The organism is Flagellimonas baculiformis, from assembly GCF_033441575.1.
GTDB classification, from domain to species: domain Bacteria; phylum Bacteroidota; class Bacteroidia; order Flavobacteriales; family Flavobacteriaceae; genus Flagellimonas; species Flagellimonas baculiformis.
This window is the reverse complement of record NZ_JAUZVW010000001.1, coordinates 388,125-407,405: the sequence shown is the minus strand read 5'-3', so window position 1 is coordinate 407,405 and position 19,281 is coordinate 388,125. Positions and strand designations below refer to the sequence as shown.

The 19,281-nt window shown below is 46.6% G+C and carries 12 protein-coding genes; 8 read left to right on the top strand and 4 right to left on the bottom strand.

Annotated features, from left to right (window positions below; genetic code table 11):
- Position 1 precedes the first annotated feature (1 nt).
- Positions 2-739: an NUDIX hydrolase gene (locus SD450_RS01820; protein ID WP_318342950.1), complete on the bottom strand. Its 738-nt coding sequence runs from the start codon at positions 737-739 to the stop codon at positions 2-4.
- A gap of 377 nt (positions 740-1,116) precedes the next feature.
- On the opposite strand from SD450_RS01820, the gene SD450_RS01815 reads away from it, so the two are divergent.
- Genes SD450_RS01815 through SD450_RS01780 form a run of 8 tightly spaced genes read left to right on the top strand, consistent with a single transcriptional unit; the run spans position 1,117 to position 13,397 of the window.
- Complete coding sequence (locus tag SD450_RS01815) at positions 1,117-2,649, top strand: alpha-N-arabinofuranosidase (protein ID WP_318342949.1); 1,533 nt, start codon at positions 1,117-1,119, stop codon at positions 2,647-2,649.
- A 6-nt stretch (positions 2,650-2,655) separates the two neighbouring features.
- The gene (locus SD450_RS01810) at positions 2,656-4,632 is read left to right on the top strand and encodes a glycoside hydrolase family 127 protein (protein ID WP_318342948.1); all 1,977 of its coding nucleotides are present in this window, start codon (positions 2,656-2,658) and stop codon (positions 4,630-4,632) included.
- 53 nt (positions 4,633-4,685) lie between these two features.
- Positions 4,686-6,617: a glycoside hydrolase family 97 protein gene (locus SD450_RS01805; RefSeq protein WP_318342947.1), complete on the top strand. Its 1,932-nt coding sequence runs from the start codon at positions 4,686-4,688 to the stop codon at positions 6,615-6,617.
- A 28-nt stretch (positions 6,618-6,645) separates the two neighbouring features.
- A complete protein-coding gene (locus tag SD450_RS01800) occupies positions 6,646-8,322 on the top strand; it encodes a ribulokinase (protein WP_318342946.1) in 1,677 nt (558 codons plus the stop codon).
- Positions 8,323-8,325: 3 nt separating this feature from the next.
- A complete protein-coding gene (locus SD450_RS01795) occupies positions 8,326-9,027 on the top strand; it encodes an L-ribulose-5-phosphate 4-epimerase (protein WP_318342945.1) in 702 nt (233 codons plus the stop codon).
- 17 nt (positions 9,028-9,044) lie between these two features.
- A complete protein-coding gene (gene araA / locus SD450_RS01790) occupies positions 9,045-10,550 on the top strand; it encodes an L-arabinose isomerase (protein ID WP_318342944.1) in 1,506 nt (501 codons plus the stop codon).
- Between the two features lie 35 nt (positions 10,551-10,585).
- Complete coding sequence (locus tag SD450_RS01785; RefSeq protein ID WP_404828211.1) at positions 10,586-11,770, top strand: aldose epimerase family protein; 1,185 nt, start codon at positions 10,586-10,588, stop codon at positions 11,768-11,770.
- A gap of 7 nt (positions 11,771-11,777) precedes the next feature.
- Positions 11,778-13,397 (top strand): sodium:solute symporter, encoded by a 1,620-nt coding sequence (locus SD450_RS01780; protein ID WP_318342942.1) that lies wholly within the window; start codon positions 11,778-11,780, stop codon positions 13,395-13,397.
- 249 nt (positions 13,398-13,646) lie between these two features.
- Here SD450_RS01780 and SD450_RS01775 read toward each other — a convergent pair whose 3' ends face one another.
- From SD450_RS01775 to SD450_RS01765, 3 genes are read right to left on the bottom strand one after another with little or no spacing between them, the layout of a single operon-like run.
- Positions 13,647-14,957, bottom strand: coding sequence for a TolC family protein (locus SD450_RS01775; RefSeq protein WP_318342941.1), 1,311 nt, complete (start codon positions 14,955-14,957; stop codon positions 13,647-13,649).
- Positions 14,947-18,045: an efflux RND transporter permease subunit gene (locus SD450_RS01770; RefSeq protein WP_318342940.1), complete on the bottom strand. Its 3,099-nt coding sequence runs from the start codon at positions 18,043-18,045 to the stop codon at positions 14,947-14,949. Before SD450_RS01770 ends, SD450_RS01775 begins: the two co-directional genes overlap by 11 nt.
- Positions 18,042-19,118, bottom strand: a complete 1,077-nt coding sequence (locus SD450_RS01765; RefSeq protein WP_318342939.1) for an efflux RND transporter periplasmic adaptor subunit — start codon at positions 19,116-19,118, stop codon at positions 18,042-18,044. The genes SD450_RS01770 and SD450_RS01765 overlap by 4 nt, the downstream gene beginning before the upstream one ends.
- Positions 19,119-19,281: the final 163 nt, after the last annotated feature.

The window sequence follows — 19,281 nt, the reverse complement described above, 5'->3', positions numbered from 1 at the left end:
CTCAGAGTTTAAAACTGAAACCGTCCTCGGCAACCTTTTTCTCATACTTTTCCTTGTCAAACACAAAGAGGTAAGCACCTTTGCGCGAGACGGTCATGTCCTTTTCGTTCAATTTTACCAAGACGTCCAAAGAATTGACCTTGTTGATAAAGTTGCGCTTGTCCAGTTTTTTGCCCAAAATGGATTCGTATAGGTTTTGGAGCTGGCGCATGGTGAATTTCTCAGGCAACAGTTCAAAACCGATGGGCATGGTCATGGCCCTGCGTCTCAAACGGGCTATGGCCTTTTGGATCATTTCCTCGTGGTCAAAGATCAGGCTGGGTGCCTCGTTGAGGTCGAACCACCGGGCGGACTCGATTTGAATACCGTCAAACTGGTGCGAATCCACATCGATCAGCGCAAAATAGGAGACGGAAATCGTACGTTGTCCGGGATCCCTGTCCACCTTACTGTAGGTGTAGAGCTGTTCCATGTAGATGTCGCTCAGCCCCGTCAAGGTATTCAGCACCCGTGTGGCAGCTTGGTCCAAGTTCTCATTTTTTTTCAAGAATCCACCAATGAGGGACCATTTGCCCTTTTCAGGTTCAAAATTCCGTTTGATGAGCAATATTTTCAAGTTGGTCTTGTCAAAACCGAAAATAATACAGTCCACGGCCAATAAAACTTGGTCCTCCTTTTGGTAAAAATTAAGTTGCCTGTCAATGTCCGTGGTCAACTCCGCATTTTTGGGTACTTCCATAAGAGCTAAAATCCTAAAACTAAATTTTTTAAACAAATATCTTTTGATGAAAATCCTTAAAAAAGAGTCCCAAATCTTCTAGAGACAGGGAAAGGGTCATTTTTCGCTAGGTTATGTTTTTATATGCTATTGAAAATGAGAGTATTATGTTTTATCTTTGCAAATAGTGTAAAATCGACACATAAAATTTAAAATAAAATTTGTTTTAACGGCGAAACTTTTGTTAATTTATAAATGTAAAAACAACACTTAAATAATGTTCTTCCATCAATCATGGAGTTGACATATTTGGGTTAGTTTAAGTTTAGTAATTGTAATTCAAGGCCATGACCCGGTCATGGCCTTTTACCTTTTGTAACCATTGAAAAACTGTTTTTATGAGATACCTGACTTTACTTTTGACCACGGTGCTGTCTTCCCAGTTGTTTGCCCAACAGACTGTTTTGATAAGTGTGAGCGAGGATTCCGACTCGCCGCAGATCAGTAAGCACATTTACGGACATTTTGCCGAACATTTGGGGCGTTGCATCTACGAAGGCCTGTATGTGGGCGAAGAGAACAAGACTATACCCAACACGGAAGGTGTGCGGAATGACATCATTGCGGCACTCAAGGAACTCAACATCCCCAACCTGAGATGGCCGGGAGGTTGCTTTGCCGACACCTATCATTGGAAGGATGGAGTGGGACCCAAGGAAGAAAGGCCGACCATTGTGAACCGTTGGTGGGGCGGGACTACCGAGGACAACAGTTTTGGGACACATAACTTTTTGAACCTGTGCGAAGTATTGGGGGCGGAACCATACCTCTCCGCCAATGTGGGCAGTGGAACTGTTCAGGAATTGATTGATTGGATGCAATATACCAACCATGATGGGGTCAGTCCAATGGCCGATTGGAGACGCGAGAACGGAAGAGAAGAGCCCTGGGGTGTAAAATATTGGGGCGTAGGCAATGAAACTTGGGGCTGTGGCGGAAACATGACTGCTGAGTACTATGTGGATATCTACAGAAAATATGCAACCTTCATGTCGGATTGGAACAATAGCGGGGGCGTTTACAGGATTGCTTCGGGAGCATCTGAAGATGACTATCACTGGACCGAAACCTTGATGAAAAATGTGCCCTACAGTCTAATGGAAGCCGTTGCCCTGCACGATTACGCAGTTTTTGATTGGTCCGACAAAGGGCCATCCGTCAATTTTGACGAGGAAATCTACTTCAAGTCGATGGAACAGGCACTGAAAATGGAGGAGTACGTCACCAAGCACATCGAGATTATGGACAAATATGATCCCGAGGGTAAAGTGGCCCTTTTTGTGGACGAGTGGGGCGGCTGGTACGATGCCGAACCCGAAGTGAAAAATGGAGTGCTCTACCAACAGAACACCATTCGGGACGTGATGATTGCCGGAACGGTGCTCAATACCTTCAACAACCATGCAAAACGGGTAAAAATGGCCAACTTGGCCCAAATGGTCAACGTGCTGCAGGCCGTGATCCTCACCGATAAGGAGAAGATGATCAAAACCCCGACCTATCACGTCATGAACCTATACAAAGTGCATCAGGATGCACAATTGCTGCCTTCCAAAATAGAAGAGAACACGGAGTTTAGGGAGCTTCCGGCCATTTCCGTGTCGGCATCCAAGGACAAAACGGGAAAGGTCCATGTTTCTTTGGTCAACATCGACCCAAAAAATGATATCGTAGTGGAATTGGATATGGGCAATTTGGAGATCAAGGATATTGCTGGGCAAATTTTGACATCCGATAAGTTGCAGGACCATAATTCTTTTGACAATCCCGAAAAAGTGACACCAAAGGAATTTAAGGGCGCCAAACTGAGAAAAGGAAAAATCTCTCTTACCATCCCAGCTCATTCACTTATTGCATTAGAAGGAAAGTAAACGCAGATGAAAAAAATAATATGGATGGCCACCAGTGTATTGGTGTTGGTGGCCTCATGTAAAAAAGAAACGGAAAAGCCATCGGAGACTGAAGATGGGACCTATGCGGAATCTGGTTATCCCATTGAACCGGTGAACATTCAAAATGTAAAAATCAAGGATGAATTCTGGTTGCCGATCATACAGCGTGTTCAAGAAAAAACGATTGAATATGCCTTGGAAAAATGCAGGGAAGAGGGTCGGTTCGACAACTTCCTGATCGCTGGAGGGAAAATGGAAGGTGAGACAAGGGGAGCCATGCCGTTTGATGATACCGATGTCTATAAAATTATAGAAGGAGCTTCCAATTCCTTGATCAGTGCTCCAAATCCCAAACTGGAAACCTTGCTGGATTCCTTGGTGTCCATCATAAAAGTAGGACAGGAAGCCGATGGTTACCTAACTACCTGGCGGACCATAGACCCTGCAAATCCTCCCGCAAATTGGGTGAATGTAGAAAAAGGGGAACGTTGGGAATCCTTGGAAGCAAGCCACGAACTCTATAATGCGGGCCATTTGTACGAAGCCGCTGCTGTGCATTACAAGGCCACAGGCAAACGTAACTTTTTGGACATCGCCATAAAAAATGCAGATCTGATGGTGGAGACCTTTGGTGAAGGGGAGGGTAAAATTGCCGCCGTGCCTGGACACCAGATCATTGAAACGGGCCTGATCCAATTATATCAAGCCACAGGAAAAAAAGAATATTTTGACCTCGCCAAATATTTCTTGGCTCATAGGGGAAAACCCGAACACCATGACCTTTTTGGGGCCTATTCCCAAGACCATCTGCCCGTTGTGGACCAGGACGAAGTGGTGGGGCACGCCGTAAGGGCCGTGTACATGTATGCCGCCATGACAGATATTGCCGCCATTGAAAAGGACTCGGCATACCTCAAGGCCGTAAACGTCCTTTGGGACAACATGGTGAACAAAAAAATGTACATTACTGGTGGAATTGGTGCCAAGCATGACGGGGAAGCCTTTGGCGAAAATTACGAATTGCCCAACCTGACCGCTTACAACGAAACATGCGCATCAATCGGTGATGTGTACTGGAACCATCGGTTGCACAATTTGACAGGAGATGTAAAATACTTCGATGTGATCGAAAGAACACTTTACAATGGACTGATTTCTGGATTGTCCCTTGATGGCCAACAATTCTTTTATCCCAATGCGTTGGAATCGGATGGGGTGTATAAATTCAATCAAGGGGCCTGTACCCGAAAAGATTGGTTCGATTGCTCCTGCTGTCCCACCAATGTGATTCGTTTTATCCCAGCTATGCCCGGTTTGATTTATTCCAAACAAGATGACACCCTGTTTGTGAATCTATATTCGGCCAACACAGCCAAAGTCGAACTAAAGAACCATACTGTTGCGGTGGAACAAGAAACTTCCTATCCTTGGAACGGAAAGGTGAAATTTATCGTAAAACCGGATGAGGCAGGTGAGTTCACCATCAGACTCAGGATACCGGGCTGGGCCAGAAATGAGGTCTTGCCAGGGGATCTGTATCACTATGCATCCAAAGATGAATCCACCAACAAGCTTTTCTTGAATGGCGAGCAGCTTGAAGGGGTTGTTGATGATGGTTATTTCACAGTGACCAGAACCTGGGAGTCTGGGGATGAGGTGGAACTCGAGTTTCCAATGTCCGTTCGGAAAGTGATGGCCAATCCAAAGGTAGAGGAAGACCAAGGGAAAATGTCACTCGAATACGGTCCTGTGGTCTATGCGGTGGAAGAAATCGATAACAAGGGCAAGTTTGATGACATCCAACTATCTGCGAATGACGAATTCAAGGTGGAGATGCAACCCGATTTGCTGAAAGGGGTCAATACCATATCAAACGAAAAGCTGACCGCAATTCCTTACTATGCTTGGTCGAACAGGGGCATTGGAAAAATGAAGGTTTGGTTGCCAGCGGAAGAAGAATAGAATGAGCCACTCATAATATAATTTATTGAGGAGATATTTTCAACCCATATAAAATGAAAAACAACGTCCGTAACATCATTGCCCTGTTTGTTCTGACAACATTCTTTTTTGGTTGTGAACCGAAAGAAAACGGAGTGTCCATGACCAATCAGGAAGGTACGCTTCGGGCTGAATTGTTTTTGGATAAGGAGGGAAAACCTTTTTACCGATTGTTTCATAAGGACAGCATGGTTTTGGATACTTCTTATGTTGGGCTCGTTTTGAAAGATGTTGATTTATCAAAAGGCCTGACATTGGAGAAAAAGGAGCCCGTCCAGCAAATTTCTGAATCCTACACCATGTTCCATGGCAAACAAAAGGATATTGGCTATGATGCAAACCAGTATGTGATCACCTTTTCTTCGGGAAGTAATTGGCTCTTGGAATGTCAGTTCGATTTATCCGATACAGGCTTTGCTTTTAGATATAGAGTTTTGGGAGAACAAGATAATCCCATTCAGGTAGTCGGAGAATCTTCTAGTTATGGATTTCCACAGAACACTATTTCGTGGATGCAACCCATGTCAAAGGCAAAAACGGGGTGGAGCGATACCAATCCTTCATATGAGGAAAATTATCAAATGGGGATTCCTGTAAATGAGCCATCTCCATTGGGGGAGGGATATGTTTATCCCGCATTGTTCAAGACAGGAGAATCATGGTTGTTGGTGAGTGAAACAAATTTGCATGAAAACTATTGCGGAACAAGATTGATCTATGATGAAGATAAAAATGGATTGGCTGTTAGCTTCCCTCAACAAGAAGAAGTGTTCCCGGGAGGGGAATTGTTGCCAAACGGGGAGCTGCCTTTTACCACGCCATGGAGAATCATTACGGTGGGCGATCTAAAACAAATTACAGAAAGTACCCTCGGTACCGATTTGGCGGCTCCGGCAATTGATATGGACACCACCCCGGTAAAAGGGGGTTTGGCCACATGGAGCTGGGTATTGTTGAAAGATGATAAAATAGATTACGAAACCTCCCACCAATTTATCGATTATGCTGCTTCCATGAACTGGCCCTATACCTTGATCGATGTGAACTGGGACCAAAAAATAGGGTACGAAAGAATGCAGGAACTTGTGGATTATGCTTCCAGCAAAAACGTAAAAGTGATTTTGTGGTACAATTCATCAGGGGATTGGAACAGTACAGAATATACACCCAAGAGCAAACTATTGAATTCAAAAGATAGAAGGGAAGAGTTTGCCAGACTTAAGAAAATGGGCGTGGGCGGACTTAAGATAGACTTTTTTGGAGGCGATGGACAATCCATGATTGCCTATTATCATGGTATTTTGAAGGATGCTGCCGATTTTGGTCTTTTGATCAACTTTCATGGGGCCACCTTGCCCAGGGGATGGCATCGCACCTATCCCAACCTCATGACGATGGAATCCATCAAAGGGGAAGAGTTTATTACATTTGATCAGGCCAATGCAGACCTTCAACCAACTCATTCAGCATTACTACCATTTACAAGAAATGTGTATGATCCCATGGATTTTACTCCCATGGTGTTGGATAGTATTCCCAATATCGACCGAAGAACAACAACGACCTTTGAGTTGGCACTGCCTATTTTGTTTACGTCGGGAATTCAACACATCGCAGAGATACCTCAGGGAATGGCCAAAATGCCTGAAGCAATCGTAGAAATGTTGAGCCAAGTTCCTGTACAATGGGACGAAACAAAGTTTGTTCAAGGATATCCAGGAAAAGAAGTGATCATGGCCAGGCGCAAAGGAACAGAGTGGTATGTCGTGGGAATAAACGGTGAAGGAACTCCAAAAACTTGGAGCATTGATCTTTCCTTCACAGAAAACAATTCAGGTATATTGTTTTACGATGATGGAACAAAAATTCCTGCATCAAATAAGATAGATCGATCACATTCACAAATAGAAGTAGAACCCTACGGAGGATTTGTGATAAAAATATAATCAACAATAGAAGCTTAGTAAAGCAATAATGAAAGAATATGTCATAGGACTCGATTATGGTTCCGACTCGGTAAGGGCTGTATTGATCGACACAAAAAATGGTGCAGAACTGGCCTCCGAAGTATTTTGGTATCCAAGATGGAAGGCACAAAAATATTGCAGACCGGAAATCAATCAGTTCCGCCAACACCCATTGGACCATATCGAAGGATTGGAGCACACCATACGGGCCGTGATGAAGCAAAGCGGTGTGTCCCCGGAAACCGTCAAGGGAATCTGTATCGACACCACAGGCTCCTCCCCAATGCCGATCACCGAAGATGGAACAGCATTGGCCATGGTACCTGGGTTTGAGGAAAACCCGAATGCCATGATGGTGCTTTGGAAGGACCATACCGCTGTAAAGGAAGCCAACGAGATCAACGACCTGGCCCGATCTTGGGGAGGGGAAGATTTTACCAAATACGAAGGGGGGATCTATTCTTCCGAATGGTTTTGGGCCAAAATACTCCATGTGGCCAGAGAAGATAAAAGCGTGGTCGAGGCCGCCCATACTTGGATGGAACATTGTGATTATGTCACCTATCTGCTGGCCGATGAAAAGGATCTGAAAAAATTCAAAAGAAGTCGATGTGCAGCTGGTCACAAGGCAATGTGGCACGAGAGCTGGGGCGGACTTCCAGATGCTGAATTTTTAGCAAAACTGGACCCATATCTGGCATCGCTTCGGGGAAATCTTTATAATGAAACCTATACTTCCGATGAGGTGGCGGGCCATCTAAATAAAGAATGGGCAGGCAAATTAGGCCTTACCACGGATACAGTGATCGCTGTGGGCACTTTTGATGCCCATGCAGGTGCTGTGGGAGCCAAAGTGGACCATCATGCCTTGGTCAGGGTCATGGGAACCTCCACTTGCGATATTATGGTGTCCTCCGCGGAAGCAGTAGGCAGCAAAACGGTCAAGGGAATCTGTGGGCAGGTTGATGGTTCCGTAATCCCGGGAATGATAGGACTTGAGGCCGGGCAATCCGCTTTCGGCGACGTGCTCGCATGGTTCAAAAATCTATTGGAATGGCCCATGGACCATCTGATCATGGAATCAACGGTGCTCTCAGATCAGCAAAAGCAAGAACTTCAGGCCGAAGTGGAATCCAAATTCATACGCACCTTGGCCGAGCAGGCTGAGAAAATTCCTTTGACGGAGTCGGTTCCCATTGCTTTGGATTGGGTAAATGGTAGAAGAACCCCGGACGCCAATCAAGAGTTGAAAAGTGCCATTTCTGGGATTTCGTTAGGAACAAAAGCTCCACATATCTTCAAGGCTTTGGTGAATGCGATATGTTTTGGTTCCAAAATGATCGTGGACCGTTTTGAAGAAGAAGGGGTAAAGATCGATACCGTGATCGGTATCGGTGGGGTGGCCCGAAAATCCCCTTTCATCATGCAGACCTTGGCCAATGTGCTGAACATGCCCATCAAAGTGGCAGAGTCCGATCAGGCCCCCGCTTTGGGAGCAGCGATATATGCGGCCGTGGCATCGGGAATCCATAAAAATGTAATCGAAGCCAGCAAAATCATGGGCAGTGACTTTGAAGCGGAATATGTGCCAGAGCCCTCCCAAGTGGAAGCCTACGCCAAATTAATGGAAGAATACAAGGCCCTTGGGAACTTTGTGGAAGAACGAACCAACAAAAACAAATAAGATATGGGCTCAAAATACAAATCGCTCAAGGAAGAATGTTATGAGGCCAACATGGAGCTGAATGCCCTTGGTTTGGTCATCTATACCTTTGGGAACGTGAGTGCCGTGGATAGGGCAAATTCGGTTTTTGCCATCAAGCCCAGCGGTGTGCCTTATGAAACATTGAAACCTGAGGATATCGTCATCGTGGATTACGATAACCAAGTGGTGGAAGGGAAATTAAGACCCTCCTCGGATACCAAGACCCATAGTTATCTCTACAAAAATTGGGAAAACATTGGCGGAGTGGCGCACACCCATGCCATGTATTCCGTATCCTGGGCGCAGGCCCAATTGGACATTCCTATCTTTGGAACCACCCATGCGGACCATCTGACCCAGGATATCCCCTGTGCCCCGCCCATGGCGGACGAGCTCATCGAAGGGAACTATGAGCACAATACGGGTATCCAGATTTTGGACTGCTTCAAGGAACGGGGACTGGATTATCATGAAGTGGAAATGATATTGATAGGGAACCATGGTCCTTTCGCCTGGGGCAAAAATGCAGCTAAAGCGGTCTACAATACCAAGGTATTGGAAACTGTGGCGCAAATGGCCTATCTCACCCTGCAGATAAACCCCGATGCACCGAGATTAAAAGAATCACTCATAAAAAAACACTACGAGCGTAAACATGGTAAAAATGCCTATTACGGTCAATAATATAATTTTACATCTAAATGAAAATAGCTTCTAAAGAAATCTGGTTCGTTACCGGAAGTCAACATTTATATGGCCCAGAAACCTTGAAACAGGTGGCCTCCAATTCCAAAAGTATTGTGGACGGACTGAACGGATCGGGCCAATTGCCCATCAACTTGGTCTTTAAACCCATAGTGACCACACCCGATGAAATCTTGACACTGTGCCGCGAAGCCAGTAACGACCCTTCCTGTATTGGTCTGGTGGCTTGGATGCACACCTTTTCTCCAGCAAAAATGTGGATTGCAGGACTTACTGTGCTCAGCAAACCCTTGTGCCATCTGCACACACAGTTCAATGCAGAGATCCCTTGGGAGAACATCGATATGGACTTTATGAACCTGAACCAATCGGCACACGGTGACCGCGAGTTTGGATTTATGATGTCCCGCATGCGAAAGAACCGAAAAGTGATCGTGGGCCATTGGAAAAGTGAAAGAGTGCAACAAAAACTGGGTGTTTTTGCCCGTGTGGCGTTGGGCGCCGATGAACTACGACACCTGAAAGTGGCCCGTTTTGGGGACAATATGAGAGAGGTGGCCGTTACCGAAGGCGATAAAGTGGCCGCGCAAATGCGTTTTGGTGTGACGGTCAATGGGTATGATTCTTCGGATATCACCAAACGTATCGATGCGCTGGATCAAAAATCAGTGGATCAGCTCCTTGAAGAATATGAAGCCACATATACCTTGTCAGACGCCCTCCAAAAAAATGGGGCAAAACGCCAGTCCTTGGTGGAAGCGGCCAAGATTGAACTAGGGCTTCGCACCTTTTTGGACGAAGGAGGCTTCAAGGCATTTACCGATACCTTCGAAAACCTGGGGTCACTAAAGCAGTTGCCGGGACTTGCTGTGCAAAGGCTGATGGCCGATGGTTATGGATTTGGGGGAGAGGGCGATTGGAAAACAGCGGCCATGGTCAGGGTCATGAAAGTGATGGCCGAAGGGCTGGAAGGGGGCACCTCTTTCATGGAAGACTATACCTACCATTTCACCCCGCAAAAGGAATATGTGTTGGGGTCCCATATGTTGGAAATATGTCCGTCCATAGCCAGTGGAAAAGCCTCATGTGAGGTCCATCCCTTGGGAATTGGGGGCAAGGAAGATCCCGTGCGATTGGTCTTCAATTCCCCGGCAGGAAATGCGATCAACGCTTCCCTAGTGGATATGGGGAATCGCTTCCGATTGATTGTCAATGAAGTGGAAGCTGTTGCGCCTATGGCCAATTTGCCCAAACTGCCCGTGGCACGGGTGCTTTGGGACCCAAAACCCAATCTGGACATAGCGGCCACCGCATGGATTTATGCAGGTGGGGCGCACCACACCGTATATTCCCAAGCACTGGACACTGAATATATGGAAGATTTTGCCGATATTTTCGGAATTGAACTCTTGGTGATCGACGCCGATACCAAGATCAGGAATTTCAAAGATCAGTTGCATGCCAATGAAGCCTACTATCATTTGTTTCAGCACGGGATGTAATCAATGTAAATAAATTAACTAACAAACAGATTATCATGAGGACAGCACAACCTTACCTTATTTGTTTTGTTTTTCTGCTAACACTTTTAAATTTGGGATGTAAGGAAAACAAAAAGGAAAATCAGTCAAGTATGGAAACCACAGATGCCCAACAGGGAAAAGAATATTTTGAAAAGACCAGTTTTGGGAAAATGCCAGATGGGCAGACAGTGGAAAAGTACACCTTAAGGAATGCTTCGGGGATGGAAATCGATGTGATCACCTATGGTGGAATCATTACCCGATGGACAGCTCCGAACAAAAATGGCTCGTATGAAGATATTGTCCTAGGATTTGATGATTTGCAACAATACCTTGATGGAAACCCCTATTTTGGAGCTTTGATAGGCCGGTACGGCAACCGTATCGCCAAGGGAAAGTTCAGTTTGGATGGGGAGATCTACACCTTGGCCACCAATGATGGCGAAAACCATTTGCATGGAGGAGAAAAAGGTTTTGATAAGGTGGTTTGGCAAGCCAAAGCAGAAAGTACGGACGAAGGTGCTTCTTTGGAACTTACCTACACCAGCGCCGATGGGGAGGAAGGCTATCCGGGCAAACTGGATGTGAAGGTCACCTACACCTTGACTGGGAACAATGAACTCGATGTGCGCTACGAGGCCACCACGGACAAACCTACCATTGTGAACATGACCCAACACAGCTATTTCAATCTTTCGGGTGATTTTACCCAAAGCATACTCGACCACGAACTTTTCTTGGATGCCGACGCCTATCTTCCAGTAGATCGGGGACTTATCCCGACCGGGGAATTGCGTAAGGTGGCTGGGACACCTTTCGATTTCAAACAACCAAAAGTGATAGGGAAGGAAATCAATGCGGAGAATGAACAGTTGAAGCTGGGGAAAGGCTACGATCACTGTTGGGTACTCAATCAAGAAGCAGGTAATTATGGTTTGGCGGCATCTGCATATCATCCCGGAACAGGACGTTTCTTGGAAGTCTATACCGACGAACCTGGCATCCAGTTTTATAGTGGCAACTTCTTGGACGGCACCTTGCCTGCACAAAAGGGGGGGACTTATGGACAAAGGGCAGGATTTTGTTTGGAAACCCAACATTATCCCGATACCCCCAACCAAGAAGGCTTTCCTTCCGTTAGGTTGAATCCTTGGGAGACCTATTCGTCCAGGACCACGTTCAAACTATCCACCAAATAAGCAGGACATGAAGACATTGGATACCTTTGATTGGATTACCATATCCGCTTACTTCGTCGTGCTTTTAGGAATCGCCGTTTGGGTGATACGCAAGAAAAAGGAAAGCACGGAAGATTATTTTCTTGCTGGTAGAAATGTGGGATGGTTTGTAGTGGGAGCCTCCATCTTTGCTTCCAATATCGGTTCGGAACACGTTGTGGGACTTGCCGGAGCTGGGGCCGGGAACCGTTTGCCCATGCTCATTTATGAGATACAGGCATGGGTAGTGCTTATTTTGGGGTGGGTCTTTCTACCTTTCTATGCACGGGCAGGGGTCTTCACCATGCCGGAATTTTTGGAAAAACGTTTTGATGCACGCTCCCGATGGATTCTTTCCGTATTCTCCATCGTGGCCTATGTGCTCACCAAAATATCGGTGACCATCTATGCAGGTGGGATTGTGGTCTCAGCTTTGCTGGGCATCGATTTTTGGACCGGTGCCATTGCCACAGTGGTCTTGACAGGAGTTTATACCGTTCTGGGCGGCATGCGCGCCGTGGTCTATACCGAAACCTTGCAGGCCATTATACTCGTGGTCGGTGCCGCTGCCCTCACCTTCATCGGTCTGGACCATGTGGGAGGCTGGCAGAGCATGAAGGAGACCGTTACCCCGGAATACCTCAACATGTGGCGCTCCGCTTCCGATCCTGATTTTCCATGGCCATCCCTTTTGATTGCCAGTACAATTACGGGAATTTGGTATTGGTGTACGGATCAGTACATCGTGCAAAGGGCACTTACGGCAAAGAACATTAAAGAGGGTAGGAGAGGGACCATTTTTGGTGCCCTGTTGAAATTGATGCCCGTTTTCCTCTTTTTGATACCTGGTGTGATTGCTTTGACCTTAAAAATGCGCGGTGAACTGGATTGGGACAGCCCGGACGAGGCCTTCCCCGTTTTGATGAGCAATCTGTTGCCGTCCGGATTGCGAGGGTTGGTCGCAGCAGGTCTTTTGGCAGCTTTGATGAGTTCCTTGGCCTCAGTTTTCAATTCGTGTTCCACGCTGTTCACGGTGGATATCTACAAAAAATTACGACCCAATACACCAGAGAAGAAACTGGTGAGGACGGGGCAGATTGCCACAGTGATCGTGGTGATCATCGGTATCATTTGGATTCCTATCATGGCCAACATCTCAGGAGTGCTTTATGAATACCTGCAAAGTGTACAATCCTATATAGCACCGCCTATCACGGCAGTGTTCCTGTTGGGAATATTCCACAAGCGGATCAATGCGCAGGGAGCTTTCATTACCCTTATTGTTGGATTTATCGTTGGAGCGCTCAGGATTGTTCTGGAATTGGTGAAAGAATCTTTGGATCCAGAAAGTTTCTGGTTCCATTTGGGAGATATGAACTTTTTGTCCTTTGCGTCCTGGTTCTTCCTGTTCTGTATCATTTTGATTGTGGTGGTAAGCTATGCCACGGCAGCACCTTCGGAACAAAAATTGCAAAACCTTACCTATGCCACTATTTCTGAAGAGGAAAAACGGCAGAACAAGAGCAGTTACAACTGGAAGGACATCGTCATTTCACTTGTCATTGTGGCCATTGTCATCTATGTGATGGTGTGGTTCAATGGGAAGTAGTATTGTCCAAAGAACTTCTTTAGCTGTCAGTTCGGGCGTAGTCGAGACCTACATCCGTCTCAAAACCAATAGGTTTCGACTACGCTCAACCTGACAACACCTGAATTTGATTCATGGGAATTTCCGAAGATCGGCATCTAACTGACTTATAGAGTTAAGACAAAGTCCAGTTTCTTGACTCCAAAAACGAAGCGGTCTTAGCTCTGATTCTTGGTATGCCCTGCATCAGGGCAATAAAAGTTTTGAGGTTTATATCTCCAGGTTTCCGGCCAATTGTTTGAGGACAATCTCGGAAAGTTTGGCTTGGAACTTGGCATTGCTGAGCCGTACACTCGCATTGATGTAGTTCAACTGGGCCGTTCTGAACTCAATGGTGGGAATGATACCGATCCGGTATTTCTCCACGGTAATGTCGAGGTTTTCCTTGGCGATGGCCTCGTTCCTTTCCTCAAGTTCCATGAGGCTGATGTTGGTCAGATAGGTTTGATAAGTAGTGTTCACCAAGGAAGTCAGGGCCTGTTCTTGTTGGGCAATGGCAATTTCAGCATTCTCGAGAGCCACTTTTCCCATTTTTTCGTTCCTGTTCTGGTTGAAACCATCAAACAGGTTTAGGGTTGCCCCAAAACCATAGCTGAACCCTTTGGATTCTGAACTTATGGCAAAACCGAGTTCCGATTTGGAATTGCCGATGTTGTACCCCGAAGTCACAAATACGGATGGATACCGGGCCGCCTTGATCTGTTTCAGCTCCAGTTCGCTGATGCGTTTGTTTATTTTTTCGGCCTGTAACTGTGGATTTTCCTCCGCTACTTTGGCTTCCAGTTCGTCCAAGATCAGTTTTTGGTCCACAAAAATCTCAGGAATCACCCTAAAATCGATTTTGAGGTCACGGGCCAATTGTTCGTTCAGTTGGATTTTGGTATTCTTATAAAGTTCCTGTTGGCGCTGCATCAGGGTTTGGTCCGTATTGAGGTCCACTTGGGCATTCAACACTTCCAGTTTGGATGCCTTACCTATGGTAAAACGGTTCTGGGCAAGTTCCACGCGCTGTTCCGAGATGATCAAGGTACTGTCGAGTGCCGAGAGCTGTTGCTGTTGCTGGACCAAGTCATAATAGGTGATCATGACTTCCCCAACGGTGGTCAAAATCGCCTGTTTCAGTTCGGCTTCGCCCAATTTTTTGGTTTCTTTCAACTGCTCGTAGTTGGCAAACATGCGAAGCCCATCAAAAACGGTCCACTCCAAGGCCACACCATAATTGAAGTTGCTGTTTTTTACATTGTCCCGATCCTGAACGGTTCCATCGTTACGGACCTGGGTCAAACTTTGTACGGTGTTGTTGTCATTCAGATTGGCCCCGATCTGTGGAAGCATTCCTGCCTGTCCGGGAGTGGTGCCCAACTCGTCTATCTTCAGTTCGTTACGGGCCGTTTTTATCTGAAAGTTGTTGTCCAAGGCTATTTTGACCGCATCCTGAACGGTCAGGATTTCCTGTGCATTGCCCAAAACAATGCCACCCCATACGAATATAAAAATGCTTATTCGCTGCTTAATGTCCATGTGAGGAAAGTTCTAGATTTTTGAATTCTGGACGTACTACTTTTTTTCTGGACCACATGAGATACAATGCGGGTATGATGAACAAGGTGAGTACCAAGGAGAACAGGGTACCGCCAATGATTACGACTCCCATACCTGTCCGGCTTGCCGATGCAGCGCCCAAGGACAATGCAATGGGGAGTGCGCCCAGTGCAATGGTAAGACTGGTCATCAATATGGGGCGCAACCTGGATACCGACGCCTTCATGATGGCTTCCATTTTGGAGATGGTTTCATCCTCTTCTTGCAACTGATTGGCAAATTCCACGATAAGAATACCATTTTTGGTCACCAATCCTATCAACATGATGGTACCGATCTGGCTGAAAATGTTCCAGGTTTCCCCGAACAGCCATAAGGAGAACATTGCCCCGGCAACGGCCATGGGCACGGTAAGAATGATGATGATGGGGTCAATAAAACTTTCAAACTGGGCGGCCAAGATGAGGAATATCAGTAGAAAGGCCAGACCAAAGGCAAAGGCCGTATTGGAGCTACTCTCCACAAAGTCGCGGGATTCCCCACCAAGATCGGTCGTAAACGAATCGTCCAACACCCGGTTCTTGATGGCATTCATGGCATCGATTCCATCACCAATGCTCTTGCCAGGTGCCAAATTCGCCGAAACGGTTGCCGACATGTATCGGTTGTTGTGGAACAATTGTGGCGGACTGCTATGCTCTTCAGTAGTGACCAAATTGTCCAATTGGATCAATTGTCCCTCATCGTTCTTTACAAAAATCGAGGTAAGGTCCGTTGGTTCGTTCCGATCTTGTTTGTCGAACTGCCCGATTACCTGATACTGTTTTCCGTTCATCAAAAAGTAGCCAAACCGTTGCCCACTCAATGAAAGTTGAAGGGTCTGTGCCACGTCCCTGACAGAAACTCCAAGGCTTTCCGCTTTTTCCCTATCGATGGAAACGTAGAGTTCGGGCTTGTTGAACTTTAAGTTGACATCCACGAAAGCAAAAGTGGGGTCCTTTTCAGCTTCGGCCATGAACTCCGGTACTTTTTCTTCCAGTTTTTGGAAATTCTTGGCTTGGATGATGAACTGTATGGGCGGTCCACCACGACGATTCACGGAAATTGTTGGTTTTTCGGATACGTTGGATCTTCCTCCGACATAGGCTTTGGCCCACCGTCCAAAATCTTGGGCTATTTCGTTTTGTGACCGTTCCCTTTCGCTGGGTTCCACCAAGGCAACGTGGGCCCGGCCGCTATTCACCGATGAGGTGCCAAAACCTGGGGAGGTCAATACCAGACTTACTTTTTTCTCTGGAATGGAGTCATTGATCATTTGGGTGATTCCGGTCATCAATTTATCCATATATTCATAGGACGAACCTTCTGGAGCGGTAACGTTGAGGCTCACAAAACTACGGTCGTCATAAGGTGCGGTCTCCTTTTGGAGCAAGGAGTAGAACAGTACGATCAGGCCTATACAACCGATAAGGATGGGAAAACTGAGCCATTTTTTCTGCATGAACTTCTCCAGCGCATTTTTGTAGGATTCGTTCATGGCCACAAAATATTTTTCGGTGACCTGATAAAATTTGGACCGGCTCTGTTTTCCAGGCTTGGTCAGATATGCATTCAGCATGGGCGTGAGCGTAAGGGACACAAAGGCCGACACCAAGACCGCCGTGCCAAGCACCACACCAAATTCACGGAACAGTCTTCCCACAAATCCTTCCAAAAAGATGACGGGCAAGAAAACTGCGGCCAAGGTAATGGAGATGGAAATGACGGCGAAGAAAATTTCATTGGAACCTTTTATGGCCGCCTCTATGGGGTTCATGCCCTCCTCGATTTTTTTGTAAATGTTCTCTGTGACCACGATACCGTCATCCACCACCAATCCAGTGGCAAGAACGATGGCCAAAAGGGTGAGGACGTTCACGGAGAATCCCAAGAGCCACATAAAAAAGAAGGTGGCGATCAAGGAAACGGGAATGTCCAATAGGGGCCGTAGGGCCAACGACCAGTTCCTAAAGAACAGATAGATGACCAAGATGACCAGCACGATGGATATCAAAATGGTCTCGGCGACTTCGGTGACCGCTTTTTTAACGAATACCGTATCGTCAATGACAATATTGAGCTTAAAATCTTCGGGAAGGTCTTTTTGTAATTTCTCGTATTCCTCGTAAAAGGCATTGGCAATTTCCAGATAGTTGGTCCCAGGCTGGGGAATCACGGCTACGGCCACCATGGGCTGTCCGGAATCGCTCATCTTGGTCTCCATGTTTTCCCCTTCCAGACTGGCACGGCCTATATCGCTCAATTGTACCAGTTTTTCACCATCTGCCAATATGATGATGTTGTTGAACTCCTCTTCGGTGTTGAGGTTCCCCAAAGTTTTTACGGTGAGCTCGGTATTATCCCCTGTAAGCTTTCCAGAGGGCAGTTCAATGTTCTGCGCCAAAAGCGCTGCACGCACATCAGCCACGGTGAGCCCATAGGATGCCAGTTTCAATGGATCTATCCATAACCGCATGGCATACCTGCGCTGTCCCCAAATCTGGACCCCGCTCACACCGGGAATGGTCTCTATACGTTGCGCGATCACATTCTCCGCATAGTCGGAAAGTTCCAAGATGTTCTTGTTGTTGCTCTGTACCGTCATGGAGATGATCCGGTCGGCATCGGCATCGGCCTTTGAAACCACCGGAGGGGCATCCAAATCTTCCGGAAGGCTGCGCAGGGCTTGGGAAACCTTATCGCGAACATCGTTGGCGGCAGCTTCCAGATCCTTGTCCAATTCAAATTCAATGTTGATGGAACTGGAACCTTGCACACTGGAAGAGGTAATGTTCCGTATTCCGTCTATGGAATTGACCGCTTTTTCAAGGGGTTCCGTAATCTGGGATTCGATAATATCCGCATTGGCGCCAGAGTAATTGGTGCGCACGGAAACCACCGCAGGATCTATGGACGGAAATTCCCTTACCCCCAAGAAGGTATAACCGATAATTCCAAACAGGATGATGGAAATGTTCATCACAATGGTGAGAACCGGTCTTTTGATGCTGATGGTGGAGAGGTTCATTGTGCTTGGGTCAAAGGTTCGGGTTCTTCAAGAATCACTTTTACCGGAGATCCATCTTGCAAAGCCATTACACCGTAGGTCAATATGGTGTCGCCCGGTTGTAAATTGGTCAGTACACGCACCACTTTGCCGGTACGGGCCCCAATCTCCACATCCACTTGTTTGGCCCTACCGTTTTCTAGGATAAAGATCCTTTTTCCGTTCTGTACGGGTATCAACGATTCTGAGGGGACCAACAGGGCATTGTCCACCGTTTCCAAGGGCAGTTGTACACTGGTATAGGCCCCGGGGTACAGTTTGTTGCCCCTATTGTCCATGATGGCCCGCATCCTAAGGGTCCTGGTAGTGATGTCCACCTCTGGATCTATGGCATAGATGGTGGCATTGTACTCTTCTTTTGAATCTGATGTTGTAAAGGTCAGGGCGGTGCCCACATTTACTTGTGAGGCATACTTTTCAGGTACGGAGAACGTGATCTTCAGTTCATCCGTGTTGACCAATTTGGCAATGACAGTGGTCGGGGTCACATAGGTTCCCTTGGAAATGGACCTCAGACCGATGGTTCCTGAAAAAGGAGCTCGAATGGTGGTCTTGGACAATTGTGCCTCGATCAGTTCGGCCTCCGCACTGGCCGATTGGTAATCCGCACTGGCAATGTCATACTCCTCTTGGCTTATGGCCAGTTTTTCCAATAGCAACTTGGCCCTTCTTTCGTTTTCTGCGGCCAGTTTTTTTGCGGTGAGTGCCTTGGAAAGTTGTGCACGCAGTTCAATGTCGTTCACTTTTAGCAAGATCTGTCCTTGGGATACCTTGCTTCCTTCCTTGAAATTGATGCTCTCCACGACGCCGGGCACTTCACTTCGGATCTCGATCTGTTCATTGGCTTCAAGGGTTCCGGCAATGGAAATATTGTCCTTGAAAATCTGCGGTTTCAGTACCATCCCGGATACGGTGGTAATCTGTGGGCCGGTTTCCCTGGATGTGCCAGTTTCGGCATTTGACTTGATCCTGTAGGCAATGAGGGCACCTATTCCAACGATCAATAGGATATAAACAATATTTCTTACTTTCATTTTGGTTTGGTGGATGGCAACACTATATAAATAGTGTATGGCCAAAGATAGAGTTTAGCTGTTGTACCATAAAACTTGATAAGGGTATTTTAACACAGGAATCCCCTGAACGTCCAGTTGTTAGGGGTTAACGACTTATAGTGGGGCTTCAAACGCACTGGGT